The sequence below is a fragment of the Microlunatus phosphovorus NM-1 genome (genome assembly GCF_000270245.1).
GTDB classification, from domain to species: Bacteria; Actinomycetota; Actinomycetes; order Propionibacteriales; family Propionibacteriaceae; genus Microlunatus; species Microlunatus phosphovorus.
Genome location: NC_015635.1, coordinates 4,487,957 through 4,514,825, shown reverse-complemented (window position 1 = coordinate 4,514,825; position 26,869 = coordinate 4,487,957). Strand labels below are relative to the sequence as shown.

Here is a 26,869-nt window from a genome sequence, read left to right as displayed (position 1 = left end):
GGGCCAGCCTAGCCATAGGAGCATCCGGCCTGCCGCGCGCGTCACCGTAGATACCGCGCGCGTCACCGGAGACGGCGTGGCCGACATCGTCAGCTGTGGGCATGGAGCGGTTTGCCGGCCAGGGCGAGGTGCGCCTCGCCCAGCGCTTCAGCCTGGGTCGGATGGGGGTGGATGAGACCTGCGACATCCGCGGGGAAGGCATCCCAACCGGTGATCAGCTGCGCCTCGGCGATCAGCTCGCTGACTCGTGATCCGATCAGGTGGACACCCACGACCGGCCCGTCAGTCTGTCGGATCAGCTTGACGAAACCCTGCGTCTTCAGGATCTGCGAGCGGCCGTTGCCCGCGAGGTCGTAGGTGAGCGTCTCGATCTCCCCGTACGCTTCCCGCGCCGCTTCCTCGGTCAGGCCGACAGAGGCGACTTCGGGGTCGCTGTAGGTGATCTTGGCTAGGTCGCGATCGCGGACCGGTACGGGCGCACGATCCAGCCGGGCCAGTTGGTGGGCGATCTGTTCGGCCACATAGATCCCGTGCGCGAAGCCGCGGTGCGCGAGCTGCGGACCCGACACCAGGTCACCGACGGCGTACACATCATCGACCGAGGTCTGCAGTTGCTCGTCCACGCGCACCAAACCGCGCTCCAGCACCACACCGGCATCCTCGTAACCCAGGCCGGCGCTGACCGGCCCACGGCCCACCGCCACCAGGACGAGTTCGCCGCTGACCGTGCTCTGGTCGGCCAGGTGAAGGGTCACCCCCTCGTCGGTGACCACCACCTGCTCGACGCCACTGCTGGTACGGATGTTCATTCCGCGCTTGCGCAACGCCCGTTCGAGAGCGGCCGAGATCTCCGGCTCCTCGCCCGGGAGCAGGCGCGGCAGCGCCTCGACCACGGTCACCTCAACGCCGAGCGAGGTCCAGGCCGACGCGAACTCGACGCCGATCACGCCACCGCCCAGCACCAGCGCCTTCGCTGGCAGGGTCTCCAGACGGAGCGCGTGCTCACTGGTGAGGACCCGGGTGCCGTCGATCTCGACGCCGGGGATGCTCTTGGGCGCCGATCCGGTGGCCAGCACGGTCGCGCGGCCAACGATGAGGTCGTCTCCGACCCGGACCGCGATCTGGCCGTCCGGAGCGCGCTCCACGCGTCCCTCGTCCGCGACCACGGTGATTCGACGGCTCTTCACCAGGCCGGTCAGGCCCTTGTACAGGCGGCTCACCACCGAATCGGCGTACGTCACGATCTCCTTGGCATCGATCCGATCCAACCTCGTGTGCACCCCGAACCGAGCGCTGTGCCGCGCGCTGTCGGCGACCTCGGCAGCATGCAGGATCGCCTTGGTCGGGATGCAGCCCCGGTGCAGGCAGGTGCCGCCCAGCTTGCCTTTCTCGATCAGCGTCACGCTCAGCCCGAGTTGTGCGGCGCGTAGTGCCGCCGCATAGCCACCGCTGCCCCCGCCGAGAACGACGACATCCACCTGATCACTCATGGAGCCATCTTCGCAGTACCTTCGTCGCTCGCTGTTCGGCTGCGCTCCCAGGACTCCGTCTTCCTCCTTCACTCGCAAGACGAAAGGCGTGTCTTGTTCGCTCAGTCGTCCAGACGGAGCCGTCGCTCCGCCTCACGGCCGCTCGCTGTGTCCTCGTCGCTCGCTGTTCGGCTGCGCTCCCAGGACTCCGTCTTCCTTCCTCGCTCGCAAGACGAAGAACGTGTCTTGCTCCCTCGTCAGTCCAGACGGAGCCCTCGCTCCGCCTCACGGCCGCTCGCAACGGGGTCGTCACTCGCGACGGGCCCCGTCAGCCGCGTTCGATCAGGCGGGAGAGCACGATGATCGACTCGGTGTGGTCGATGGTCTCGTCGCCGCGGATCCGCTCCAGCGCCTGCTCGAGGTGGCGGACGTCGCGGGCCCGGACCCGCAGAATCGCGTCAGCTTTCCCGGTGATGGTCGACGCACTGACCACCTCGGGGATGGACTCCCAGGTAGCCAGCAGAGCCTGCGGTGACACGGTGCCCTTGCAGTAGACCTGGACGTACGCCTCCGTGCCCCAGCCCAGCGACTCCGGATCGACGATCGTGGTGAAACCGGCGATGGTGTTGTCGGCGAGCATCCGATCCACTCGTCGTTTGACCGCCGGTGCCGACAGGTTCACCTCGGCGCCGATCTCGGCGAACGTCGCGCGCGCATTGCGGACCAGGTGCTGCAGGATTCGTTCGTCGACAACGTCCATGGTTCCCTAACCTAGCTGCACAACAAATCGCTGCATAGTCTGAACGTACACATGAGTTGAGGCGTGAAAGACGCAATGTATGGCGATTGATTGTGAGCGGGCGTCTTCCTACGATCGAAGCACCACACCACCGGGACCCCGGTGGATTCGTCCGTGCCAACTTCCGTGTCGATCGGAGCGTTCGTCATGACCAATCTGGCATTCACCTCACCTCTGACGGTCGAGCGCTCGGCGCGCTCCCGGCACTACTTGATGACTCCACCTCGATACTTCGCGGTGCAGTATGCGATCAATCCCTGGATGCATCCAGGCATCGAGGTCGATGTCGACCTGGCATTGCGGCAATGGCAGAGCCTGGTCGACAGCTACCGTCGGCTCGGCCATCGGGTGGACATCATGGAGCCGGTCGCGGGCCTGCCCGACATGGTGTACGCGGCGAACGGTGCCTTGATCACTCCCACGGCGACCATCGCGGCTCGTTTCGCCTATCCGCAGCGGGCCGAGGAGTCGAAGGCGTACGCGGCGTGGCTGGACAGCCATGGCCTCGGTCCGGTCCATGTCGCGCAGGAGATCAACGAAGGTGAAGGCGATTTCCTGGTCGTCGGCGACCTGATCCTGGCCGGTACCGGCTTTCGGACCGCGCCGGCCGCACATGCCGAAGTGGCGAGGCTGACCGGGATGCAGGTCGTCAGCCTCGAGCTGGTCAACCCGAGTTATTACCACCTCGACACCGCGCTGGCGGTGCTCGACGACCGCACGATCGCCTACTATCCGGCGGCGTTCTCGCCGGTCGCCCAGGCTACGCTGGCCACGATCTTCCCCGACGCGATCATCGCCACCGAGGCTGATGCGGCGGTCTTCGGCCTCAACGCGGTCTCCGACGGCAAGCACGTGATGCTGGCCGCGGCGGCGTCCGGGTTGGCGGCCCAGCTCGTCGGTCGCGGCTTCGTACCCATGCCGATCGACCTGACCGAACTGCTCAAAGGCGGCGGCAGCGTCAAGTGCTGCACTCTCGAGCTCCGCCGTGCCCTCCCTTCGCTGGGGGACCAGCGCTGAAAGACGCTGTGCTGGGAGCCCCAGTGCTGAGAGACCCCGTACAGACCTCAGGAGAGAAGTGATGATGGACGTCATGACCGAGACCACAGACCGGACCCTTCCGGACGAGATCGAACTCGAGGACGAGTTCGTAGCCCACAACTACCATCCCCTGCCGGTAGTCATCGCCGAGGCGGAGGGCGCCTGGGTCACCGACGTGACCGGTCGCCGCTATCTGGACTGTCTGGCTGCCTACTCAGCGGTCAACTTCGGTCACTGCAATCCCATCGTGACCGCCGCCGCCAAGGAGCAGCTGGACCGGGTCACGTTGGTCGGTCGCGCCTTCCGCTCTGATCGGCTCGGGCCGTTCGCGGCTGAGCTGTGCGAGTTGGCCGGCAAAGAGATGATGCTGCCGATGAACACCGGTGCCGAGGCGGTGGAGAGCGGCATCAAGGTGGCCCGCAAGTGGGGCCACGAGGTCAAGGGGATCGAGAATCCGAGCATCATCGTGGCTGCCGGGAACTTCCACGGCCGAACCATCTCGATCGTCTCCTTCTCCGACGATCCGGATGCGCGGGTCGGCTTCGGGCCCTATACGCCGGGCTTCCGCACGGTTCGGTACGGCGACGTCGAGGCGGTTCGGGCAGCCTGCGACGAGACGACGGTCGCGGTCCTGGTCGAGCCGGTGCAAGGCGAGGCCGGGATCATCATCCCGCCCGATGACTACCTGCCAGGCCTGCGGGCGCTGTGTGATGAGCGTCAGATGCTGCTGATCTGCGATGAGATCCAGGCCGGGCTCGCTCGGACCGGTACGACGTTCGCCAGTCAGCATTGGGGGGTCGAGCCCGACCTCTACCTGCTGGGCAAGGCCCTGGGCGGCGGCGTGGTGCCCGTGTCGGCCGTGGTCGGCAACCGCGATGTGCTGGGCGTGCTGCGCCCTGGTCAGCATGGCTCCACCTTCGGCGGCAATCCGCTGGGCGCTGCGGTGGGCCTGAGCGTGGTACGGATGCTCGCCGATGGCAGCTGGCAACAGCGGGCTGCCGAGCTCGGCACGGTGCTGGGTGACGCGTTGCGGGGTCTGATCGGCCAAGGTGTGACCGCCGTACGCTGTATCGGGCTGTGGGCCGGCATCGACATCGACCCGGCGTTGGCGACCGGTCGCGAGGTCAGCGAGCGGCTGATGGAACGCGGGATCCTGGTGAAGGACACCCACGGCTCCACCATTCGGATGGCGCCACCCCTGGTCGTCACCGCCGAAGAGATCACCTGGGCCGTCAACCAGCTCGCCGAGGTTTTGGTGGACTTGCGTCGCGGGTGAACAGCGAGTGAGGACCAAGGTCTCCCGTCGCGAGCGGCCGTGAGCGTAGCGACGGCTCCGTCTGGACTGAGGAGTGAGCAGACAACGCTTTATCGTCTGCGAATGACGAGGGAAGACGGAGTCTGTGGAGCGGAGTGAACAGCGAGTGACGACCAACACAGCCTTGGCGCCGCTGCGGGCGCGGTACGGCTATTGGCTTGGGCTGAACGCCGCCGAAGTGGAGCAGAATCGCGAGGAAGCGGCGGAGGACATCCGGGCCTTGCAACTGCTGATCCGGATGGAGCGAGACCGACCGCCGTCCTGGCACCGCGCCCTGGAACTGGCCGCTTCTGGAGCGGCAGCCATCTGTCTTGACCCGCGGGCCGAGCCGGGCGGCGAATGGTTCGACGCGGTGGCCGCGTACTGCGCGGGCCACATCCGCAAGGTCACCCGGCGCGGGCGTGGCGCGCAATGGGAAGCGACCGCCGATATCCCCGGACTGACACTGACCAGCGCCGACACACAGGTACGGGCGCTGGTCCCCGGTCTGGTGTCGCAGCTGGACAAGCGGGTCAGCAAGCTTCAGGTTGGCGGCACCGATGTCGACCGAGATGACCCGGGACCCGCGCCCACCGAGCCGGATCGAGTGCTGCGTCTGCTACTGCCGCCCTCCCTCTCGATGACCATGGGCAAGGCGATGGCTCAGACCGGGCATGCGGGGATGATCGCCGCCGCGCTGATGGCCGATGGGGCGAGTGATGCGTTGAGCCGATGGATCGCGGCCGGCTGCCCGGCGCATGTCGACACGCTCGACCAGACCTCGTTCGCTCAGTACTGTGCGCTGCTGGCCGACCCTGCGTCAGCCTGGCGGGAACACCGATTGCTCGCGGTCCGGGACGCCGGGTTCACCGAGGTCGACCCCGGCACCATCACGGTGATCGCTATCGCTCCGGCTTGATACCGGCTGCAACTGCCTCCGGTCTTCGCGTGAGGGGGCGGCGCCCGATTCGTTTCGCGCCGGCGGGCCACGTACGTACGCGGTCCGCGCCCGGCCTTGGGTTGTCTTGCGCCACGGGGCCATAGATGATCTGCCGGTACGCGGTGCCCAGGCACGTTTCGCGCCCGCGGGCCACGGACGATCCCGGGTGCCGGGCCTGGGGCCACGTGCTCACAGCCGAATCACAGTCGGCATTCCTGTGGCGCATTCATAATGGCGGTATGGCCTGGTGGAAACGGAGTTCCCAGAAGCAGCGTGCTGGCGGCGCAGCCAAGGGCAAGTCCGGCAAGGTCGACGACGCAGTGGTGACGCATTTGGCGTCGTTCGTGCAGACTCGGCGTGGGGTCGAGGCCTTCATCGAGCCGCGTACCGCAGTCACCCAGACCACGCTGCTGCTGGTCGCCTGGGACGGGGAATGGACGCGGCGCGTCGTGCCCAGCCCACAGTGGGGCCACAAATTCGCCGAAAGCATGAAGATCCCCGGCTACGACGCCGCGGTCGTCGGGTATCCGCAACGCATGCGTGACTACAACACCCGCAACAAGAAGCATCCCGATCTGCGCTGACCCGAACCTGCGCTGACCCAAGCTGACTCCGGAGCCAGCGCCCGACGAGAAGGGGGTTTGGCACCCAAATTTCGCGAAATCAGGTGCCAAGCCTCCTTTTCGATGGGCGATTGAGATGGCCGATTGAGCGGACGACCAACAGCCAGCGCCCGCCGGGCCCTACTTCTCCAACGAGCGCGCCAGGGCGACCAGCGTCCGTACCCCGAAGCCGGTGCCACCGGAGGAGATGTAGCCGGAGCCGCCGCCGTCGGTCCAGGCCGGGCCGGCGATGTCGAGGTGCGCCCAGGAGATGCCTTCGCCGACGAACTCCCGCAGGAACGCCGCCGCCACGAGCGCACCAGCGGTCCGATCGCCGCCGGTGGAGCGGATGTCGGCGACCTTGGAGTCGAGCTTGCCGCGGATGTGCTTGGGGATCGGCAGCTGCCAGATGTCCTCGCCCGCGGCCTCGGCGGCGTCCAGCAGCCGGTCGGCGGTGTCGTCGTCGCTGGCCATCAGACCAGCGGTCTTGTCACCGAGCGCGACGATCGCAGCGCCGGTCAGGGTGGCCACATCGACGATGAGGTCCGGGGCATCCTCGCTCGCCCGCGCGATGGCATCGGCCATCACCAGTCGGCCCTCGGCGTCGGTGTTGCCGTTCTCGACGGTCTTGCCGCCATACATCGTCAGCACGTCGGACGGACGGTACGAGGTGTCCGAAGGCAAGTTCTCCGCCATCGACGCATACGCGGTGACCTTCACCCGCAGGCCGAGGTCAGCGATCGCCTTGACGGCGGCGATCACCGCAGCAGCCCCCGCCATGTCGCACTTCATCGTGTTCATGCTGTCCCCGGGCTTGAGGTTCAAGCCACCGGAGTCGAAGGTGATGCCCTTGCCGACCAGCGCTAGGTGCAGCTTGGCGCCGCGCGGCGCGTACGCCAGCCGGACCAGTCGCGGCAGCCGCGACGAGCCGCCGCCGACCGCCAGGATGCCGCCGTACCCGCCCTTGGTCAGCGCCTTGTCGTCGAGCACCTCGACAGCGACCTTGGAGCCCTTCAGGTACGCAGCAGCCTCCTCGGCGAACGAGGCAGGAAAGAGCAGGTTCGGCGGGATGTTCACCCATTCCCGTGCGGCGACCACCGAGGCGGCGACCGTCCGTGCCGACTCGACGGCATGGGTGACCGCGGATCGCCGCCCGGCCAGCGGGGTGATCACGGTGAGCGCGGAGATCGCGGCCGGCTTGCCATTGCTGCTATTCGCCGTGCCGGTGCTGACCGGCTGGTAGCGATAGCTGCCGAGCAGCGCGCCCTCGGCGACGGCCTGGACTGTCTCGGGCTCGTCGGCTCCGAGCGCGACGGCCACGTGGGCATCGCCGCCACCCTGCTTGGCTGCCTGGCGGACCCCTGCGCCGGCGGCCTGTCGGAGATCCTCCTGCGTGGGGGTGCCGTCGCCGATGCCGACCACGATCACCACCGGCCAGCCACCGACCGCAGGCAGTGTCCGGGTATGACCGCTGTCTGTCTTGATGCCGACGCTGGCCGCCAGCGCGCTGACCGACTGCCCGAGTCGCCTGGCGTACTCCTTGTCGAGGGTGCTCGGGGCACCTACGACACCATCGGGCCCATACCCGACCACCAGCGCAGACGCGCCTTTGTCCGGGACCTTGGCGACGGTCAGAGTGGGCAAGCTGGGCACAGGCACGAGATCTCCTCGATTCGAACGACTCGGCCGGCTCGGGACACCGACCACGGCCCACAGTAGTGGGGTAGGTTCGCCTCCGTGTCCACCGCATCCTCGGACCTCAGACTGTCGCCTGTCCATGACCGGCACGAGGCCGCCGGCGCCAAGTTCTCCGAGTTCGGCGGCTGGTCGATGCCGCTGGAGTACGCCGGTGCCGGTGTCCTGGCCGAGCACACCGCAGTGCGGTCGGCGGTCGGCCTGTTCGATGTCAGCCACCTCGGCAAGATCTCTGTGATGGGATCCCAGGCGGCAGCATTCGTCAACCGTTGCCTGACTGCCGATCTGGCCAAGATCCAGCCCGGCCAGGCGCAGTACACGCTGATCTGCAACGACGACGGTGGAGTGATCGACGACCTGATCGCCTACCTGAACTCGCCCGACGACGTGTTCCTCATCCCGAATGCGGCCAACTGCGCCGAGGTCGCCCAGCTGCTTGCCGACACCGCCTCGGCTGGTATCGGAGTCAGGAACGAGCACGAGGCGTACGCGGTGTTCGCCGTGCAGGGGCCGCTCAGCAACGAGGTGCTGACGACCGCTGGGTTGCCGTCCGAGCTCGGCTACATGTCGTTCCTGCACGCCGAACTGGCCGGCGTTCCGCTCACCGTCTGCCGGACCGGCTACAGCGGTGAGCGTGGCTACGAGTTGGTCGTGCCGAGCGCGCAGGCCGGTGCCGTCTGGGACGCGGTGGTGGCCGCCGGGGAGCCCTACGGACTGCAGCTGGCCGGGCTGGGAGCTCGGGATACCTTGCGCACCGAGATGGGCTATCCGTTGCACGGCCAGGACATCTCACCCGATATCTCCCCGGTCCAAGCTCGGCTCGGCTGGGCGATCGGTTGGACGAAGGATGCCTTCTTCGGCGATGCCGCGTTGCGCGCGGAGAAAGAGGCCACCCCGAATCGGCGGCTGTGGGGCTTGCGCGCCGTCGGGCGAGGGATCCCGCGACCCGGCATGCTGGTCCGCGACGCCCATGGGCACGAGATCGGCTCGGTCACCTCCGGCACCTTCTCGCCGACTCTCAAGACCGGGATCGCGCTGGCCCTGTTGGATTCTCGGTTCGTGGTGGGGGAGCAGGTCCAGGTCGACATTCGCACCAGGCGGGAGGCGTTCACCATCGTCAAACCGCCGTTCGTCACCACCGACGTACGGAAGACGTGAACGCGGTGACCCGGCGGCGCATTGCCCATCTGCTCCTCGCCCTGGTCGGCGTGCTGATCGTGGCCTACCCGTTCACCCTGGGTGCGAATCCGACACCCACCTGTCGCGGCGTCCAGCTCCAGCCAGGACAGACCTGCAGCAAGGCCGACGGCAGCGCCGAACAGACCTACGAGGAGCGCCTGGCCACCGCAAAGAACGCCACCCCGGTGATCGTCGGGGTGGGTCTGCTGATGGCCGGTTTCGGCACCGCCTTGTTCATCGGCGACGTACGCCGGGGGCGAGAGCAGATCAGCGCTCGGTAGCCGGCGGCACCGGGCTCTCGGTCAGTACGACCTCCTCGGTCGGTACGACATTCTCGGTCAGTACGAAGGTGCAGGCCGGATCGGCCGATAACGCGTCGGCGATCCGGCGGTGGTCCTTCGGTTCCAGGTCGGGAAGCGCCTGCAGCTCGAACCAGGCAACCGCCAGCGACTCGTCGTCGCCCACCGCGGCTTCTCCGCCGAGATAGCGGCAACGAAAGGTCATCGACATGAACTGACAGCGGTCGCCGTTGGGATAGCTGATCTCCGGGTCCGCCGATACTCGAACGAGCCGCTCAGGAAGCGCCCGGATCCGAGCCTCCTCCCAGATCTCCCGAGCGATGCAGTCACCAGGCTGCTCGTCGGGCTCGACGATGCCGGCCGGTAGGCTCCAGCGGCCGTTGTCGCGGCGTTGGACCAGCAGCACCTGATTCTCCTGGTCTGGATCGCCGCGCAGCACCACCCCCGAGACTCCGGGCAGCAGCAGCGGCCGGTGTCCCCAGACCTCGCGCAGGGCAGTGATGTAGGTCGGCGTAGGCACGAGACTCAGGTCTGGTGGCTCAGGGCAGCTTGACGACCTGACCCGCGTACGCGAGTCCGCCGCCGAAGGCGAAGAGCAGAGCCGGCGACCCCGAGGGCAACGGGTTCTCCTCCAAGAGCTTGGACAGCGCGAGCGGAATCGAGGCCGCCGAGGTGTTGCCCGAGACGGTGACGTCGGTGGCCACCACGGCGTTGACGGCACCGATCTTGTTCGCCAACGGCTCGATGATCCGCAGATTCGCCTGATGCAGCACGATGGCCGCCAGGTCCTCCGGGGCGATCTTGGCTCGGTCGATCACCTCGCGGGCGATTCGGGGCAGCTCGAAGGTGGTCCACCGGTACACCGCCCGCCCGTTCTGGGCGAACTTGTCGTCGTTGGCGCGCTCGATGCGCACCGCATCACCCAACTCGGGTACGCAGCCCCACAGCACCGGCGAGATGTGCTCGTCGGCGTCCGCGGTGAGCAGGAACGCGCCGGCGCCGTCCGCGGTCAGCACGCAGGTCGTCCGGTCGGTGAAGTCGGTGACGTCGGTCAGCTTCTCCGCCCCGATCACCAAGGCGGTGGTCGCGGCGCCGGCTGAGATGGCGTGCTGGGCGATCGCGACCGCATGTGGGAAGCCGGAGCAGGCCGTGTTGATGTCGATGGTGACCGGGCTGGTGGGGATGCCGAGCCGAGCCGCGACGCGGGCGGCCATGTTGGGGGATCGATCCAGCGCGCTGCAGGTCGCGACGATGACCATGTCGATCTGATCCACACCGGTGCCGGCTTTGGCCAGCGTGTCCAGCGCGGCGCGCTCCGCCAGCACGTCGACGGACTCCTCCGGCGCGGCCCAGCGCCGCTCCTTGATGCCCACCCGACGCTGGATCCACTCGTCGCTGGTCTCGACCATGGTCTCCAGCTCGGAGTTGGGAACCACGCGCTCCGGCTGGTAGTGCCCCACTGCGACAAGACGGGTACCGGTCATGGGCGGAGCCTCTCGGGAGTGCGACCAGTCAGCACAGTCATGGCCGGAGCGTATGCCATACCGCCGGAATCGAGCGGCCTGTCCCAACCGCGTCCTGCCGCCCGGGGGCGCTCAGGAGGCATCGGGGTCGAGCGACATCGGTCCGTACACGCGACGATCCTCCTCGTAGAGGGTGACCGAGCGGACACCGGCCGTACGCAGGTCGGGATAGAACTCACCCAGCCAGGTCTCGGCGTCGCCCTGGCTGGGCCAGCTGTGTTCGTACTCCTTCGGGAGCTGCGGGTCGCCGACCCAGCGCCAAGCCATCAGCTGAGCCGACGCGACGGCGAGGCCTGGCCGACGACCGAGCCATCGCGCTGGACGGCGTCGCCGAGCGCCGCATCGATCCCGGCCAGGGTCTCCGCCGACAGCTTCTTGCCCGCCGCCGCGGCGTTCGCAGTGATCTGTTCCGGCCGGGAGCCACCGGTGATGGCGGACGCGACGTTGTCGTTGGCCAGCACCCAGGCGATCGCCAGCTGCGCCATGGTGAGTCCCTCGGCGTCCGCCAGCGGCTGGAGTTGCTGGACCTTGCTGAGCGTGTCGTCGGTGAGCAGGTTCTTGATGAACACCGAGCCGTCCTTGTCGGTGGCCCGCGAACCCTCCGGCACCGGCTGACCCGGCTTGTATTTGCCGGTCAGTACGCCTTGGGCGATGGGGGAGAACACCACCTGGGAGATCCCCAGCTCGCGGCAGGTCGGCACCACCTCGGGCTCGATCACCCGATAGAGCGCGTTGTACTGCGGCTGGTTGGAGACGAAGGGGATCCGCAGCTCGCGGGCCAGGGCATGGCCCGCCCGTAGTTGCTCCGGCGTCCACTCGCTCACCCCGATGTACAGCGCCTTGCCCGAGCGCACCACGTCGGCGAACGCCTCCATGGTCTCCTCCAGCGGCGTGAAGTGGTCATAGCGGTGGGCCTGGTAGAGGTCGACGTAGTCAGTCTGCAGCCGCTGCAGCGATCCGTTGATCGACTCGAGGATGTGCTTACGCGACAGCCCGGTGTCGTTGTGGCCCCGGGGTCCGGTCGGGAAATAGACCTTGGTGAAGATCTCCAGACTCTCCCGCCGCTGGCCCGCGAGGGCATCGCCGAGGATCTTCTCGGCTGCGGTGTTGGCGTAGACGTCGGCGGTGTCGAAGGTGGTGATGCCCGCCTCGAGCGCCGCCCGGACACATACCGTGGCCCGGTCGGCCTCCACCTGGGAACCGTGGGTCACCCAGTTGCCGTAGCTGATCGCCGAGACCTTCAGCCCGCTGTTGCCGAGATAGCGGAATTCCATCGTCCGTGCTGCTCCTAGTCGATTCGCGTTGCTAGCCGACCCTACTGCTCAGCCCGAGCGAGCAATCCCGTCGCGAGCGGCCGTGAGGCGGAGCGACGGCTCCGTCTGGACGACTGAGCGAACAAGACACGTCTTTTCGTCTTGTGAGTGAGGGAGGAAGACGGAGTCTTGGGAGCGCAGCCGAACAGCGAGCGACGACAAACACAGCCCTCAGTACTTTTGTCCGCGCTTGAGTCGGGGTGCAGGCATCCGGAAGCGCCGGATCTGGATGGTCCGGTTCATGGCATACATCATCAGGCCCTTGGTTGAGGATCGCGGATACCGTTCGGCCAGCACCTTCTTCAGGCCACGCCACATCCACCAGACGTCGATGATCACCCACGCGATGTAGCCGTACATCAGCACCGTCGCATACAGCGCCACGCCGGGGATCATCGAGTTGAGGAAGCTGAGCGACAGGATGAGGACCAACGCCGGGAGCAGGAACTCGCCGATGCTGAATCTGGCGTCGACATAGTCGCGGGCCAGCACCTTCTCCGGTTGCGCCTCGCGGGCGTTGAGGGCCCTCATCCGCTCGGTCCGGTTTCTGGCGGCGGTCTCCTTGCGCGCCTCCTTCGGCGTCAGCTGGCGGTTCACTCGCGCTCGACGGGCTGCCTCAGCCTCCTTGCGGGACGGGGTGGGTCCGTCCTTCTTGGCTCGGCCGGATTCGGCGGCGGTGTCGAGCTGTGTGTCCTCCGGCTCCGGCTGCGCTGCCTCGGACTTGTTCCGGCGGAAGAATGCCACTGCTGCCTCTCGATGCTTGCGACGCCCGGCGAGACTCGAGATTGCCGGACTGGGTGATGCGGGTAGGTATCCCTGGATTGTGTCAGGGGATACCCGTGATCTCGAATCCTCGACACCCATTGTCTGTCACTCGTCCGGCGACCGGGCTACGGTAGAAGTCGGTGTACACCCGCCCCGGCGCGCGCCGGGGCCGCGAAGGGACAGTTGAGGACACGATGGCAGGCATCTTTCAGCGCATCTCGTTGATCTTCCGCGCCAAGACCGACAAGGCCTTGGACAAGCTGGAGGATCCGCGCGAGACGCTCGACTACTCCTACCAGCGTCAGCTCGAGCTGTTGCAGAAGGTACGTCGCGGTGTTGCCGACGTGGCGACCAGCCGCAAGCGCGTCGAACTGCAGGCCGCCGGACTCAACACCCAGATCGACAAACTCACCCAGCAGGCGCAGAAGGCGCTCGAGGTCGGGCGGGAGGACCTGGCTCGCGAGGCGCTCACCAGGCGTTCCGGTCTGCAGCAGCAACTCGGTGATCTCCAGGCCCAGCACGCCCAGTTGCAGGGCGAGGAGGAAAAGCTGACCCGGGCGAGCCAGCGGCTCCAGGCCAAGGTCGATGCCTTCCGAACCCGCAAGGAGACCATCAAGGCCACCTATTCCGCGGCCGAGGCGCAGACCAGGATCAACGAGGCGTTCTCCGGGATCAGCGAGGAGATGGGCGACGTCGGTCTGGCGATCCAGCGGGCCGAGGACAAGACCGCACAGATGCAGGCGCGTGCCGGAGCGATCGATGAGCTGCTGGCTTCTGGCGCCTTGGACGATCCGAGCGGGCTGGCCAAGGACGACATCACTCGTGAGCTCGAGCAGTTGGCCTCCACCTCCGAGGTCGAGGACGAGTTGGCCCGGATGAAGGCCCAGCTCGGTGCCGGACCGGCTGCGTCCGGCCCGCAGGCCATTGGCGGCGCCAACCAGCCGCCGGTCGGCCAGCAGGCGCCGAACCAGACGTACGGGCAACCCCCTCAGTCCTACGGTCAGCCGCCTGCCCAGCCCTACGGGCAGCCTCCGGCTGGGCAGCAGCCGAATCAGGGTGACCTGCGATGATCGTGCGGATCCTCGGCGAGGGTCAGTGGCGGATCGATGACGCCGTACGTGCGGAGTTGAACTCTTTGGACGACGAGGTCGAAGCGGCCGTGCGGGCCGATGACTCCGAGCGCCTCGGTGTCGCGCTGAGCCGACTGCACGACCGGGTACGGGCGATCGGTGCCGAGCTGCCCCTCGATGAGCTGGCCGACTCCGACCTCATCCTGCCGGAGACCGACGCGTCCCTGGCCGAGGTCCGGGCGCTGCTGAGTGAGTCGGGCGAGGGTCTGATCCCGGACTGAGTGACAAGTCGAGTGCGTGTGCTGATCTGTCCCGACCGGATGGGCTCGCTGTCCTCCGCGTCGGCCGGCCAGGCATTGGCCGTTGGCTGGCCGGGGGCCGACACCGTCGCGATAGGGGAGGCTGGTCTCGGCCTGGTCGAGGCGACCGCCGATGGCTGGGGGGTCCCGTTGCAGACGGGAGTGCTCGACGGAGCACTGTTCGAATGGGCGGTCACCGATGGTCAGGCGGTGCTCGGCATCCGTGGGCCGAGTGGCCCGCCCGCCGCCGACTCACCGATCCCGTACGAGGCGACGTCGCTGCCGCTCGGCCGCGCCGTCGCGACGGTGCTGGCCGAGCACCGACCGCGACAGCTGTTCGTCGATCTCGCCGGGTTGGACTGCCACGACGGAGGGGCCGGCCTGCTGGCCGGGTTGGGTGCTGTGGCCACGGGTGCCGAGCTGACCGGTGGCGTGGCTGGGCTGTCTGGGATCGACGGCGTCGATCTGGCGCCGGCGCGCGCGCTGCTCGCCTCGACCGAGCTGATCGGCGTCGTGCCCAGCCAGCAGCGCGATGCCTTGCTGCTGGGTCTGCGTGGCATCACCTCCCGGCGCGGTCATGCGGCGCGGGAGGACGCGGCGCTGCTGCTTGCGGCCGACGCCGCGCTGCAGCGGCTCACCGGATTGGTCGCCTCCGAGGCGGCGGCAGCTCCCGGGGCCGGCGCGTGCGGCGGGCTGGGCTGGATGGTGCTGGCCTTGGGCGGTCGGTTGACCACCGGCCCCGAGTTGGCGCTGGCGGAAGTGCGAGGTCCCTACGACCTGGTGGTCACCGGCTGTGGCCTCTTCGACTTCGCGACCCGCGGCGGGGGCGTGGTGGCCGCCTCCGCTGAGTTGGCGGCGGAGTTGTTGGCGCCCTGCATCGTGGTGGCGGGCGAGGTGCTGATCGGGTCTCGGGAGATGCGCACGATGGGCATCGAGGCGGCGTACCCGATCCGCGAGTCCCACCTGGACCGGCCTGCCGGAGGCGACCTGCAGGAGGCCGAGTTGGTCGCGACAGTGACACGGATCTCACGTACTTGGCGTTGGTGAGGGGAGTTTCCCGGACTCGATCGCGGTTCTACACTGAGACTGAAAGACCAGCCCAACCCCGTGGAGACAGACATGACGGTTACCGACCAGAGCACCACCCCGATCGCGGATGGTGTGAGCCTCACCGACGGCGCGGCCTCGAAGGTCAAGGCGCTGCTCGACGGCGAAGGCCGCGACGACCTGGCGCTGCGAATCGCGGTGCAACCGGGCGGCTGCTCCGGGCTGCGCTACCAGCTGTATTTCGACGAGCGAAACCTGGACGGTGACATCGTCGCCGAGTTCAGCGGCGTCAACGTCGTCACCGACCGGATGAGCGCGCCGTATCTGATGGGCGCGACCATCGACTTCGTCGACACCATCGAGAAGCAGGGCTTCACCATCGACAATCCGAACGCCACCGGATCCTGCGCTTGCGGCGACAGTTTTCACTGAGTCTGCACGAACGATCCTACGTTGGCTCCCCGGCATCGGCCGGGGAGCCTTCGTCGTTCTCGGAGGGCTTCGCGTGATGAGACGCCACGGTCTTCGAGACCGGCTGCCGCAGCCATCGTCTGACTCCTACGTTATGGTTTCCCAAGAGGATTGGCTCCCCCCGCAAACCTCGAGACCGACGCGTCGCGTCGGGACCGTGTTGGGGGGCCGCTGGGCCTCCCAGTTGACACGGACGAAAGGCGCGATGTGGGTGGCGCGGAGATGCCTGAACTGACGAGACGGACTCGCTCGTCGGTTGGATGGCAGCGGTTACGGCGACCGGTGGCGATGGCGGCCGGGTTGGGTGTGTTGTTCCTCGCGTCGTGCTCGGTCGAGGACACCACGAACTCGTTCCAGCGTGTGGGGCTGCCGGAGCCGGCCAGCGACAACGCGGTGGCCATCGGCAATCTGTGGATCGGTGCCTGGATCGCCGCAGCGGCGGTCGGCATCCTGGTCTGGGGCCTGATCGGCTGGGCGGTGCTGCGCTACCGGCGGCGCGCGAACCTGCTGCCGCGGCAGAACAGGTACAACCTGCCGCTGGAGATCATGTACACGATCGTTCCGTTCATCATCATCGGCACGCTCTTCTATTTCACCGTGGTCACCCAGAACAAGGTGCTGGAGAAGCAGCCGGATCCCGATGTGAAGATCAACGTCATCGGTCAGAAGTGGTCGTGGACGTTCAACTACAAGTCCGCGGACAATCCGGCCGTGGGCGAGGATGTCTGGAACGCCGGCACCGTCAACCAGACGCCCGACCTCTATCTTCCGGTCGGCAAGCGGGTGGAGTTCAATCTCCATTCGCCGGACGTGATCCACTCCTTCTGGATCCCCGCCTTCTACGACAAACTCGACATCGTGCCTGGGCGGGACAACGTCATGCAGGTCACCCCGACGAAGGAAGGCGTCTTCGCCGGCAAGTGCGCGGAACTGTGCGGCACCTACCACTCGGCGATGCTGTTCAACGTCCACGTGGTGAGCGAGGCCGAGTACAACGCCTACCTGAAGTCATTGGTGGCGAAGGGTCAGACCGGCGAGGTCAAGGGATCGGTCGACGCGCAGGCCCATGGCCCGGCGATCCAGAGAGAGGAACGGCGATGACCACCCTGCAGCGCACGGCGTCCGGTGCCGAGGTTGCTGAGCCGACTCGTCAGCTCGGCACCATGATCTGGAAGTGGATGACCACCACCGATCACAAGGTGATCGGCAACCTCTACTTCATCACCTCGTTGGTCTTCTTCGCCTTCGGCGGGATCTTGGCTCTGTCCATCCGCGCCGAGCTGGCCTTCCCCGGTATCCAGTTCCTGTCGTACGAGACCTTCAATCAGTTCTTCACCATGCACGGTGCGATCATGCTGCTGCTGTTCGCGACGCCGTTGTTCGCCGGATTCGCGAACGCGATCATGCCATTGCAGATCGGCGCTCCGGACGTCGCCTTCCCACGGCTGAACATGTTCGCGTACTGGCTGTATCTGTTCGGCGGCATCATCGCTTGCTCCGGCTTCCTCACCCCGCAGGGCGCGGCGAGCTTCGGCTGGTTCGCGTATGTGCCGCTGAGCGACGCGGTGAACTCGCCGGGCGTCGGCGGCGACCTGTGGATCATGGGCTTCTACATGGCCGGTATCGGCACGGTGCTCGGCTCGGTGAACTTCATCACCACGATCCTCTGCCTGCGGGCTCCGGGTCTGACCATGTTCCGACTGCCGATCTTCACCTGGAACATCCTGGTGACCTCGATCCTGGTGCTGATCGTGTTCCCGGTGCTGGCGGCGGCGCTGCTGGTGTTGGAGGCCGACCGAGTGCTCGGTGCGCACATCTTCGATGCGGCCACTGGTGGCCCGATCCTGTGGCAACACCTGTTCTGGTTCTTCGGGCATCCCGAGGTGTACATCATCGCGTTGCCGTTCTTCGGCATCATCACCGAAGTGCTGCCGGTGTTCAGCAAGAAGCCGGTCTTCGGCTACATCGGTCTGGTGGCGGCGACGCTGCTCATCGGCGCCTTGTCGGTGGCGGTCTGGGCGCACCACATGTATGTGACCGGAGCGGTCAACCTGCCGTTCTTCTCCTTCATGACATTCCTGATCGCGGTGCCCACCGGAGTGAAGTTCTTCAACTGGATCGGCACCATGTGGGGTGGCAACATCTCCATGGCCACTCCCATGCTCTGGGCGGTCGGCTTCTTGACCACCTTCTTGTTCGGCGGTCTGACCGGCGTCATCCTGGCGTCGCCGCCGCTGGACTTCCATGTGTCCGACTCCTACTTCGTGGTGGCGCACTTCCACTACGTGGTGTTCGGCACGGTCGTCTTCGCCATGTTCGCCGGCTTCTACTTCTGGTGGCCGAAGTTCACCGGGCGGATGCTGGACGAGCGGCTCGGCAAGATCCACTTCTGGCTGCTGTTCGTGGGCTTCCACACCACCTTCTTGGTGCAACACTGGCTGGGTGTCGAGGGCATGCCGCGGCGCTATGCGGACTACCTGCCGACCGACGGTTTCACCACGCTGAACCAGGTGTCCACCGTCGGTGCGTTCCTGCTCGGCGCCTCGATGATCCCGTTCTTGATCAACGTCTGGAAGACCCGGAACAGCCCGAGGGTCACCGTCGACGACCCATGGGGTTGGGGACGTTCGCTGGAGTGGGCGACCTCGTGCCCGCCGCCACGGCACAACTTCGCCTCCCTGCCGCGGATCCGGTCGGAGTCTCCGGCCTTTGATCTGCACCACCCGGAGGTGGCCTTGGCGGAGTACCCGGCCAACGACGCTCCTGCTGATGGGCTGGTCGACGCCGGCGATGACACCGGGCGGGTGGACGAGTTGAAGGCGCGGGTCGGGGGACAGTCCGATGACGTGGTCGGCGATTCGTCCGATCAGACCAAGGGAGAGGGTGACAAGTGAAGGTCGAAGCTTGGATCTTCGGCGGGTTGATGATCTTCTTCGCCATCGTCACCCCGGTCTACTGGTTCCTGAGTCACGAGCTCACCGGCACGGTCGCGCTGATCTTGACCTTCTTCCTGGTGATGATGATCTGCACCTATCTCGGTCTGGTCTCGCGGCGCTTGGCGGCGCGGCCGGAGGACCGACGTGACGGTGAGATCGCCGAGGGTGCGGGCGAGTACGGCTTCTTCCCGCCCCAAAGCAAGTGGCCGCTGTTCTGCGCGGTGTCCTTCGCCCTCTTCGTGCTCGGACCGGTCTTCGGCTGGTGGCTCTCGATCATCGCCGTCGGCACCGCTTTCGCCACCCTGACCGGCTGGATCTACCAGTACTACCGGGGTGACTACGCGCACTGAGCTAGTCGTCACTCGCTGCGCCAACTACGCGCCGATTGGTTCCGTCTTCCCTCGTCGCTCGCAAACGAAGAACGTGTTTGCTCGCTCCTCAGTCCAGACGGAACCGGGCGCTCCGCGGCGCGGCCGCTCGCGACGGGAGTCGTCACTCGCTGCGCTCCTGACTCCGCTCTCGGTCGCTCGCAGGGTAAGCCGGCTCGCTGACGCTCGCCGGAAGGCCCGCTGCGCGGCACTGATTGTCGTTTGTGGCCCGGGGGCGCAAGCCGTTCTCTGGGCACGCTCGACCGCCGGCCGTTCGTGGCCCGCCGGCGGCAGCCGTGCGGGTGTTGTGCTTGGCTTTCGATCGTTTGTGGCCCGGGGGCGCAAGCCGTCTGCTGGGCGCGCCTGACCGCCGATCGTTCGTGGCCCGCCGGCGGCAGCCGTACGGGTGTTGTGCTCGGCTTTCGATCGTTTGTGGCCCGGGGGCGCAAGCCGTCTGCTGGGCGCGCCTGACCGCCGGTCGTTTGTGGCCCGCCGGCGGCAGCCGTGCGGGTGTTGTGCTTGGCTTTCGATCGTTTGTGGCCCGGGGGCGCGAGCCGTCTGCTGGGCGTGCCTGACCGCCGATCGTTCGTGGCCCCGCGGCGCAAGCCGTCTGCTGGGTCCGCGTGATCGCTGGTCGTTTGTGGCCCGCGGGCGTAGCCCGTACGGGTGTTGTGCTTGGCTTTCGATCGTTTGTGGCCCGGGGGCGTAAGCCGTCTGCTGGGCGTGCCTGACCGCCGATCGTTCGTGGCCCCGCGGCGCCAGACGGTTCGCCATCGACCGCTCCCGGTGCTCGACGCGGCTGAGCTGGCGGCTCAGGGCCACTGAAGACCAATGGTCAACCGAGGATCCGGGCGTGGATGTCGCCGGGGAAGCGGACTGAGAAGCGGGTGTCGCCCACCATTGCTTTGAGGTCGGCGACTCGGGCGTCGATCTCGTGACGGCGGGTGGCAGCAACCCGTTCGAAGTAGTGCAGGTGGATCTGGCCCTGTTTGTCTTGGGCCCAGGCGCCGACGATCCGGCCGTCGACCCAGATGGTCGGCCCACCGTTGCCGACGGAGTCGAACGCCTCAGCCGCAGCGTCCGGGAGATACCAGGCGCGCTGTTTCCAGCCCATCGTGGTCGGGTCGAGGGCCGGCAGCAGCGCCACCCACGGCTCGTCGTCCTCGACCGGATCCTCGTCGGCGGCAATCCAGCCGGCACCGGCTGCCAGTTGCACCGGGACGGCATCGCAGCCCTGAAGTGCGCGGCGGGTCAGACCGAGTGTCCAGCCCATCCACCACTGCAGGTCGGTCGTGGTGCCGGGACCGAAGCGGCGCAGCCAGCGGCGGGCGAGCTCGATGGCCGAAGCCTCTTCGTCCAGCTCGCCCAGACCGTCGGGTAGCCAGTCCTGAGCGGTCACGTACGCGTACGCACCGGTGATCCAGCTGGATGGCCGCGCCCGGAGGATCTGCCCCTCGAACCCGAGCAGGACGATGACTCGACTGTGCGCGCCCTGGATGGACGCGTACGACTTGCCAGGCGCCAAGTGCAGCGGAAGTCGGACAGCCTCGACCCGCTGGCCGATCTCACGCGCGGTGCTCGGGCCGTGACTGCGGAGGTCGTCGAGGATGGCCGCTCGCGCGTCATCCAGCCAGGCGTCGGGATCTGCCACTCCGTGTCGGGCGAGGGCGGTGAGCAGCCGCCGCCGCTCGGGTGCCACCAGCTTGCGGCTCGTGGCGGCGTTCATCAGCCGCATCGTTTCCGGCGGTGCGAGCCACAGAGTGCGGCGCATGGCATGGTGCCTGATCAGGGCCCGCTGCTCGTACACCACCTGCTCGATGATGGCGAGGGACGGGTGCTTCATCCGCACCATCGGTGACATCATCGCCGTCACGGGGTCCGTGGAGTGCAGCGCGACGAGGTCGTCGGCGATCTGGACGACATCGTCGGTCCGCAGCCGCGGCAGCAACCGATGCCGCTGAGCCAGCCGCGTACGGCGTTCGTCGTCGTCGATGATCCTCATGGCCAAGAAGTCTGGCGGAGACTCCGGTCCTGCTCCGCACCAGGTGACTCATCTCCGCACCATTTCGATGCGCCTCGGAATCGGGTGGGGCAGCAGGTGGGCCTATTGTCGAGATATGTGCCGGAACATTCGCCAGCTCCACAACTTCGAGCCGCCCGCGACGAGCCGGGAGGTGCATGAGGCAGCCTTGCAGTACGTCCGCAAGATCGCCGGGACGACCAAGCCATCCAAGGCCAACGAAGAGGCGTTCAACGAAGCCGTTCACGCCGTCGCACACGCCACCCAGCATCTGCTCGACCATCTGACGACGACCGCGCCGCCCAAGAACCGCGAAGAGGAAACGCTGAAAGCGCGAGCAAGGGCTGCGAAACGGTACGCCACCGTGTGACGGGCAACCAGCACGGCCGAGCTAGACTGCGGACTGATCTCGGGGAAACGGGCTCGATGAGCAGCGAGGGATTGGCATGTCAGCAGTCGCACACGCGTCTGAGAACGTCCGAGTGTCCGCTCGGCAGGTGCTCCTGGTGGAGGACAACCAGCTGAACCAGATGGTCGCCGAAGGCATGCTGCGGCTCCTCGGCTATGAATGTCGGAGCGTGAACGACGGGCTCCAGGCCGTCGCGGAGCTGCACACGACGTTCTATCCGATCGTGCTGATGGATGTGCAGATGCCGGAGCTCGACGGCTACGAGGCCTCTCGTAGAGTTCGCGCTGAGCTGCCGGACGAGCGGCAGCCGTACATCATCGCGCTCACAGCCAATGCCATGGCCGGTGACGCCGAGCGCTGCCGGGCCGCCGGCATGGACGACTATCTGGCCAAGCCGTTGACGAAGACCGCACTGAGTGCGGCGCTGGGTCGTGCGCCGTCCCGGAGGTGACAGCGCCGACGTCCAGGATCTGACTCCGCGCTTCGTCGGGACGCAGTCCTGACGGTTGATGTCAACGTGCGTATGATCGGAGCGTAATCGTCGCGCTCGGGGCGGATGAGGAGTAGCTGCCACATGCCCCGGAGCCGTCAGACCGTGGATCCTTCGGTCACAGCTCACCAGAACCACTTCCCAGACCGCGCCAGGCGGTTGTTGATCGCCTTCGGCATCGGTTGGGCGTTGGCGGTTCTGCTGGTCGCGTTGCTGCTGGCGCGTCGGGATCCGGCGTCGATCCAGGCCCAGGTCATCGGCAGCGTCTCGATCCTGGCGGCGCTCATCTTCGCATGCGTTTGCTGTGTGCTTGCGGTACGCCGTCGAACCGCAGCACGGCTGGCCTGGATCTTCATGGCAGTCGGGATGGGCCTGGGCGGGCTCGGCCAAGTCGGCTGGGTGCTCACGGCTCTCTCGAACACCGAGTCATCGCCATCCGCGATCGCTGACACGCTGTCGTTCCTCGGCTACATGGTGCCGTCCGTCCTTGCTGTGCTTGCCTTTCCCCGTCGCTCCGAGCTGTTGATCTCTCGCTTCCGTCAGCTACTGGATGCGCTCGTCATCACCATCGGTGTGCTGCTGATTAGCGAGGCCACCGTTCTCGGCGCCGTGCTGCGAAACGCGGACTTCGGCACCCTCGACAGCTGGCTGCACCTGGCCTACCTGGTCTCCGATGTCGCGATCTGCGCGTTGGTCCTCGGCTTTGGCATGCGGCAGCTGCCGGGGGACCGGCTGACCTGGTTCTTCCTGGGTTCTGGTCTGCTGATCATCGCGGTCTCCGACAGCGTCTACGTGTGGCTGATGGCACACGGGGTCGAGTTCGCCACCGCCACCCCGTTGGCGGCAGGCTGGATGGCTGGGCCGGCGCTGATCGGGCTGGCGACCTTCATCCCGATGAGCGGCTGGCACTCACGTGGTCGCGACTACACCTTGCTGCTCCAACTGCTGCCGTACCTGCCGTTCGCGGGTGCCTTGGTGCTGCTCGGCATCGGAGTCGGCGACCGGGACCCGTACTTCCTCACCACAGCGGGTCTACTGCTGGTCGTGGTGACCGGTCGGCAGGTGATGATCGTGTACGAGAACGTGAGTCTGACCCGCGACCTCGAGGCCAAGGTGGCCAGGCGAACCTCGGAGCTCGCCGCGCTGGGGTCCATCGTCACCTCCTCGACGGACGCGATCGTCGGTGTCTCCCTGGACAGCCGGATCACCTCCTGGAATCCGTCTGCGGCCCGGCTCTACGGCTACCCGCTCGATCACGTGATCGGACGATCTCCCGACTTCCTGCTCGCGGATGCCGGGGTCGATGCCAAGACACTGCTTGCCAGGGCCGTCCGCGGCGAACGGATGGACGGGTACGAGATCGACTGGTCCCGCCCGGATGGCAGTGTCGTCCCGATCGCGTTGACCGTCTCACCCATCGTCGGCGGCGAACGTGTGGAAGGAATCTCGATCTTTGCCCAGGACATCACCAGCCGGCGTCGCGAGGCCGAGGCTCTCGAACGGGCTCGTGAGGAGGCGCTGACCACGGCACGGTTGAAGTCGGAGTTCCTGGCGACCATGAGTCACGAGATCCGGACGCCCATGAACGCCGTGATCGGCTTGACCGCACTGCTGTTGGAGACCGAACTGGACCCGACACAGCGGCTCTACACCGAGGGCGTGCAAAGCGGAGGTGATGCACTGCTCAGTGTCATCGACGACATCTTGGACTTCTCGAAGCTGGAGGCCGGCAAGGTCGTGCTCGAGCAATCGGACTTCAGCCTGCGCCACGTCGTCGAAGAGGTCGGCGCTTTGATGGCCCCCACTGCTACGACCAAGGGGCTGGAGCTGATCGCCTACTGCCTGCCGGACGTGCCCGAGGCACTGCATGGCGATGCCGGTCGGATTCGCCAGGTTCTGCTCAATCTCGCCTCGAACGCGGTGAAGTTCACCCAGGAAGGCGAGGTGATCATCAAGGTGGCCGTGGTGGGTGTGGATCGTGATCGCTGCCGGTTGCGACTGGAAGTGATCGATACCGGCATCGGCATCGCGGAGGAGCATCGTGGCCGATTGTTCGAGTCGTTCTCTCAGGCCGATGCATCGACGACCCGCCGCTTCGGCGGCACCGGGCTCGGGCTGGCGATCTCCCGAAGGCTGGTGGAGGTGATGGGAGGCACGATCACCTTGGAGAGCGAGGTCGGTGTGGGCAGCCGGTTCATCGTCGAGTTGGGCCTGCGGACAGCGACGCGGGCCGAGCCGACTGCCAGGTCGGTGAGCCACGACCTGCTGGCCGGTCTGCGCGTTCTGGTCGTCGACGACAACTCCACCAACGGAACCCTGCTCGAGACGCAGCTGAGATCTTGGTCGATGGAGCCCGAGATCGTCGATGGTGCACAGGAGGCCTTTCAACTGCTGCGTAGCGCCGCGATCGAGGGGCGACCGTACGATCTGGCCGCCCTGGACGCCCATATGCCCGAGGTCGACGGCCTGGAGCTGGCACGCCGAGTGACGATGGACCCGATCCTGCGGGGGCTCCCGATGATCATGCTGACCTCGGGTTTGTATCCCGGCCCGGAGGCCATGCGTGAGGCGGGGATCAGCCAGTGGTTGCCCAAGCCAGTGCGGAACGGGGACCTCTTCGATCGGCTGATCCGTTTGATGGCTCCGCGGGAGAAGGAACTACTTCGTCGCCGTGCACATCAAGGGGAGTCGGGGTCCCCGCACGAGCCCGGGGGGAGTGACCCCGTCTTGGTTGTCGGCGAAGACCCTGCCCGAAGGATCCTCACCGGCCGGTTCCTCGCGAGCCTCGGTTTCGAGATCCGGAGTGTCGCCGATGGTGAGGAGGCACTGGAGGTGCTCGCAGGCACGGCCGTCAGAGCTGTGCTGATCGATCTCGAGGTCGAGGAGAGTCTCGACGTTGCCCGTGCCATCCGGCGCACGCAGGGCGCGGGTCGTGAGATACCGATCGCGGCAGTCGTCTGTAACGCCACGGCCGAGGACCGAGAGCGTTACCTTGCCGTTGACGTCAGTAGCCTGCTCTTCTGTCCACTGGACACGGCCTCGCTGCGGTCGACTTTGGTCGAACTGCCACCTGCGCAGGGACTGCATGACGTACCGCTGACCACGGCGCCGGAACCGGCGGAGGAGCCGGACGACGATGTTCTGGATCTCAGCAGACTGATGGATCTGACCGAGTTGGTCACGGCCGACGGCACCCGGCTGGTCGAGTCGATGGTCGCCTCCTACGTGCGTCGCAGTTCAGACTGGGTCGAGGCGCTGAGGGATGCCGTCGCCACCGACGATCGGGAGGCCATGGTCGCGATCACCCACGAGCTGAAGGGGTCTTCGGGCACGATCGGGGCACAGCGAGTCATGCATCATGCAGCCGGGATCGAGCAGCGGACTCGATCCGGTGCGTCGCTGAGCGCAGCAGCGGTCGACGATCTGTTGGCCGAGATGGATGCCGCTGTTCGAGCGCTGTCCACGCTCGGCCCGCCGCTGCTCTGCGACGCTGTCGAGAGTCCGCTCAGCGAGCGGTCTGGTAGCTGACCCACACGTTCGGCTCGACATATCGCCCCTGGTCGGCCGTCCGGTCGACCAGGAGCGGCACCAATCCACCGTCGATCACGAACTCGCCGTTGCCGGGCAGCGGCATGCCCAACCAACCTTCCCACTGTGCGATCGTGCCGGTGACGACCATGGACTCGGGGGCAATGGCAAGGACGGTCGCACCAAGACGCAGGTGCACCCGCAGCCACCGATCGAAGGACTGAGCGTCGGCCCGGGTCCAGCTCAGGTATTCCGTCATCGAGATCAACGGATAGCGCGACTTCTGGCTGGGACGAACCGGAATGATTACGGCGTGCGCTCCCATGCCGCTCGCCCGCTCCTTGAAGGCACCGATAAGCCGCTCAGCAAGGCCGCGGCCGGTCAAATGTGGTGCGACCGTGATCGACAACACACAGACCGTGTCGAGTCGGCCGCCGATGCGCTGCAATCGCTCGCTGGCCACGATCGCGTCGTCCCAGCCTCCCGGCAGATCGTCGACGGTGCCGTCCCACTGCAGCGGCACCGAGAAGCCCACGCCGGCTAGTGCCTCCTGCTCGTCCACCAGCAGCAGTTGGCTCTCGGCAAGGCCGAGCAGCAGCCCGTCCAGGTCCACCCCGTGACCTGCGTTGCCGATCAGAGTGTAGGCCGGCCACTGCTTGCTGAGCAGCATGCGGACGTCGTCGAGGAGATCGGGGCGCTCAGCGAGAGAGGTGAGGGCATAGCAGTCGTTCGAGCGTTGCGATGTCCGGTAGTCGGCGATCAGGTAGGTCTGCGTGTCACCGCGGACGACCTCTCGGCTGCTGGGGAACAGCCGCTGAAGGCGCCGGCCGATGCCGTGCTCCATGGCGAATCCGCACATGTCGAGCCCGATCACACCGTGCACGGAGGAGACTCGCTCGTCGACGGCCTCCGTCATCATGGCGAAGGCACGGGTACGTCGATGCTCGATGTCGACGAAGCTGTAGCCCAGATAGAACATCGTGCCGTTGGCGCACTCGTCGGGATAGCGCTGCTGATAGAAGTCCGGATTGATCCACGGGATGGCATCGAGATCGGTCGTCATCGTGGTCATGGCGACGACGCGATCGTCGGTGTCGAGGACCACGTACTTCTCCAGCCGGGGGTCGAGCATCTCGTGACGGAACTCCTCGGCGCTCAGCCGGTGCCGCGCAGCGGCTTTGGGCAAAAGCGACTCCCAGGCAGCGGCGTACCGGGGATAGAGGTCATCGATGGTGTCGAGAGGCAGGATCGGCATCATGATCGTACGCATCGAGGGATTGGCTCCAAGGTGTAGGGGGTTGGGGTGCGGGGGGAT

The 26,869-nt window shown here is 66.8% G+C and carries 26 protein-coding genes; 16 read left to right on the top strand and 10 right to left on the bottom strand.

What is annotated here, in order from left to right; all coding sequences use genetic code 11:
• Positions 1-89: 89 nt before the first annotated feature.
• Both lpdA and MLP_RS20400 read right to left on the bottom strand, forming a co-directional pair.
• On the bottom strand, positions 90-1,490 hold the full coding sequence (gene lpdA / locus MLP_RS20405) for a dihydrolipoyl dehydrogenase (protein WP_013865072.1): 1,401 nt from the start codon (positions 1,488-1,490) through the stop codon (positions 90-92).
• 307 nt (positions 1,491-1,797) lie between these two features.
• Complete coding sequence (locus MLP_RS20400) at positions 1,798-2,229, bottom strand: Lrp/AsnC family transcriptional regulator (protein WP_013865071.1); 432 nt, start codon at positions 2,227-2,229, stop codon at positions 1,798-1,800.
• A 153-nt stretch (positions 2,230-2,382) separates the two neighbouring features.
• Between MLP_RS20400 and ddaH the strand changes: the two genes are divergently transcribed.
• From ddaH to MLP_RS20380, 4 genes are all read left to right on the top strand, one after another.
• Positions 2,383-3,285, top strand: coding sequence for a dimethylargininase (gene ddaH, locus MLP_RS20395; RefSeq protein ID WP_231851360.1), 903 nt, complete (start codon positions 2,383-2,385; stop codon positions 3,283-3,285).
• Positions 3,286-3,358: 73 nt separating this feature from the next.
• Positions 3,359-4,582 carry an ornithine--oxo-acid transaminase gene (rocD, locus tag MLP_RS20390; RefSeq protein WP_049804796.1) on the top strand — a complete coding sequence of 408 codons (1,224 nt, stop codon included), beginning with the start codon at positions 3,359-3,361 and terminating at the stop codon, positions 4,580-4,582.
• A gap of 145 nt (positions 4,583-4,727) precedes the next feature.
• The gene (locus MLP_RS20385) at positions 4,728-5,519 is read left to right on the top strand and encodes an aminoacyl-tRNA hydrolase (RefSeq protein ID WP_013865068.1); all 792 of its coding nucleotides are present in this window, start codon (positions 4,728-4,730) and stop codon (positions 5,517-5,519) included.
• 260 nt (positions 5,520-5,779) lie between these two features.
• Positions 5,780-6,124, top strand: coding sequence for a hypothetical protein (locus MLP_RS20380; protein WP_013865067.1), 345 nt, complete (start codon positions 5,780-5,782; stop codon positions 6,122-6,124).
• Positions 6,125-6,283: 159 nt separating this feature from the next.
• Here the strand turns inward: MLP_RS20380 and MLP_RS20375 are convergent, their stop codons facing one another.
• On the bottom strand, positions 6,284-7,801 hold the full coding sequence (locus tag MLP_RS20375) for a leucyl aminopeptidase (RefSeq protein ID WP_231851359.1): 1,518 nt from the start codon (positions 7,799-7,801) through the stop codon (positions 6,284-6,286).
• A 78-nt stretch (positions 7,802-7,879) separates the two neighbouring features.
• Between MLP_RS20375 and gcvT the strand changes: the two genes are divergently transcribed.
• Together gcvT and MLP_RS20365 are read left to right on the top strand one after the other, a co-directional pair.
• On the top strand, positions 7,880-8,995 hold the full coding sequence (gene gcvT / locus MLP_RS20370; RefSeq protein WP_013865065.1) for a glycine cleavage system aminomethyltransferase GcvT: 1,116 nt from the start codon (positions 7,880-7,882) through the stop codon (positions 8,993-8,995).
• A complete protein-coding gene (locus tag MLP_RS20365; protein WP_013865064.1) occupies positions 8,992-9,297 on the top strand; it encodes a hypothetical protein in 306 nt (101 codons plus the stop codon). Before gcvT ends, MLP_RS20365 begins: the two co-directional genes overlap by 4 nt.
• On the opposite strand, the gene MLP_RS20360 is transcribed toward MLP_RS20365, so the two are convergent.
• The 5 genes from MLP_RS20360 to MLP_RS20340 form a co-directional block, all read right to left on the bottom strand.
• Positions 9,284-9,835, bottom strand: coding sequence for an NUDIX hydrolase (locus tag MLP_RS20360; protein ID WP_013865063.1), 552 nt, complete (start codon positions 9,833-9,835; stop codon positions 9,284-9,286). The genes MLP_RS20365 and MLP_RS20360 overlap by 14 nt on opposite strands.
• Before the next feature lie 19 nt (positions 9,836-9,854).
• Positions 9,855-10,799 (bottom strand): beta-ketoacyl-ACP synthase III, encoded by a 945-nt coding sequence (locus MLP_RS20355; protein ID WP_013865062.1) that lies wholly within the window; start codon positions 10,797-10,799, stop codon positions 9,855-9,857.
• Between the two features lie 111 nt (positions 10,800-10,910).
• Entirely contained in the window at positions 10,911-11,105 is a 195-nt protein-coding gene (locus MLP_RS20350) for a hypothetical protein (protein WP_013865061.1), read from the bottom strand.
• A complete protein-coding gene (locus tag MLP_RS20345; protein WP_013865060.1) occupies positions 11,105-12,112 on the bottom strand; it encodes an aldo/keto reductase family protein in 1,008 nt (335 codons plus the stop codon). Before MLP_RS20345 ends, MLP_RS20350 begins: the two co-directional genes overlap by 1 nt.
• Positions 12,113-12,322: 210 nt before the next feature.
• Positions 12,323-12,895 carry a DUF3043 domain-containing protein gene (locus tag MLP_RS20340; protein WP_013865059.1) on the bottom strand — a complete coding sequence of 191 codons (573 nt, stop codon included), beginning with the start codon at positions 12,893-12,895 and terminating at the stop codon, positions 12,323-12,325.
• Positions 12,896-13,110: 215 nt separating this feature from the next.
• On the opposite strand from MLP_RS20340, the gene MLP_RS20335 reads away from it, so the two are divergent.
• From MLP_RS20335 to MLP_RS20305, 7 genes are all read left to right on the top strand, one after another.
• Positions 13,111-13,986: a PspA/IM30 family protein gene (locus MLP_RS20335; protein ID WP_083843893.1), complete on the top strand. Its 876-nt coding sequence runs from the start codon at positions 13,111-13,113 to the stop codon at positions 13,984-13,986.
• Complete coding sequence (gene pspAA, locus MLP_RS20330; RefSeq protein ID WP_013865057.1) at positions 13,983-14,267, top strand: PspA-associated protein PspAA; 285 nt, start codon at positions 13,983-13,985, stop codon at positions 14,265-14,267. Before MLP_RS20335 ends, pspAA begins: the two co-directional genes overlap by 4 nt.
• The gene (locus MLP_RS20325) at positions 14,268-15,332 is read left to right on the top strand and encodes a glycerate kinase (protein WP_156821239.1); all 1,065 of its coding nucleotides are present in this window, start codon (positions 14,268-14,270) and stop codon (positions 15,330-15,332) included. It begins immediately after the preceding gene.
• Between the two features lie 72 nt (positions 15,333-15,404).
• Positions 15,405-15,764 (top strand): HesB/IscA family protein, encoded by a 360-nt coding sequence (locus tag MLP_RS20320; protein WP_041790374.1) that lies wholly within the window; start codon positions 15,405-15,407, stop codon positions 15,762-15,764.
• Between the two features lie 261 nt (positions 15,765-16,025).
• Positions 16,026-16,904 (top strand): aa3-type cytochrome oxidase subunit II, encoded by an 879-nt coding sequence (gene ctaC / locus MLP_RS20315; RefSeq protein ID WP_083844049.1) that lies wholly within the window; start codon positions 16,026-16,028, stop codon positions 16,902-16,904.
• The gene (gene ctaD, locus MLP_RS20310) at positions 16,901-18,697 is read left to right on the top strand and encodes an aa3-type cytochrome oxidase subunit I (protein ID WP_013865053.1); all 1,797 of its coding nucleotides are present in this window, start codon (positions 16,901-16,903) and stop codon (positions 18,695-18,697) included. The genes ctaC and ctaD overlap by 4 nt, the downstream gene beginning before the upstream one ends.
• On the top strand, positions 18,694-19,089 hold the full coding sequence (locus MLP_RS20305; protein ID WP_013865052.1) for a cytochrome c oxidase subunit 4: 396 nt from the start codon (positions 18,694-18,696) through the stop codon (positions 19,087-19,089). The genes ctaD and MLP_RS20305 overlap by 4 nt, the downstream gene beginning before the upstream one ends.
• A gap of 853 nt (positions 19,090-19,942) precedes the next feature.
• On the opposite strand, the gene MLP_RS20300 is transcribed toward MLP_RS20305, so the two are convergent.
• Positions 19,943-21,109: a winged helix DNA-binding domain-containing protein gene (locus tag MLP_RS20300; RefSeq protein ID WP_013865049.1), complete on the bottom strand. Its 1,167-nt coding sequence runs from the start codon at positions 21,107-21,109 to the stop codon at positions 19,943-19,945.
• Positions 21,110-21,224: 115 nt separating this feature from the next.
• Between MLP_RS20300 and MLP_RS20295 the strand changes: the two genes are divergently transcribed.
• The 3 genes from MLP_RS20295 to MLP_RS20285 all read left to right on the top strand — a co-directional run bounded on the left by MLP_RS20295 (position 21,225) and on the right by MLP_RS20285 (position 25,554).
• Positions 21,225-21,497 (top strand): DUF2277 domain-containing protein, encoded by a 273-nt coding sequence (locus tag MLP_RS20295; RefSeq protein ID WP_013865048.1) that lies wholly within the window; start codon positions 21,225-21,227, stop codon positions 21,495-21,497.
• Positions 21,498-21,573: 76 nt separating this feature from the next.
• Positions 21,574-21,987 carry a response regulator gene (locus MLP_RS20290; protein WP_013865047.1) on the top strand — a complete coding sequence of 138 codons (414 nt, stop codon included), beginning with the start codon at positions 21,574-21,576 and terminating at the stop codon, positions 21,985-21,987.
• Positions 21,988-22,110: 123 nt separating this feature from the next.
• Positions 22,111-25,554, top strand: a complete 3,444-nt coding sequence (locus tag MLP_RS20285; protein ID WP_049804610.1) for a hybrid sensor histidine kinase/response regulator — start codon at positions 22,111-22,113, stop codon at positions 25,552-25,554.
• Here the strand turns inward: MLP_RS20285 and MLP_RS27580 are convergent.
• Positions 25,532-26,824 carry a GNAT family protein gene (locus MLP_RS27580; RefSeq protein ID WP_013865045.1) on the bottom strand — a complete coding sequence of 431 codons (1,293 nt, stop codon included), beginning with the start codon at positions 26,822-26,824 and terminating at the stop codon, positions 25,532-25,534. The two genes, MLP_RS20285 and MLP_RS27580, sit on opposite strands and share 23 nt — an antisense overlap.
• Positions 26,825-26,869 lie beyond the last annotated feature (45 nt).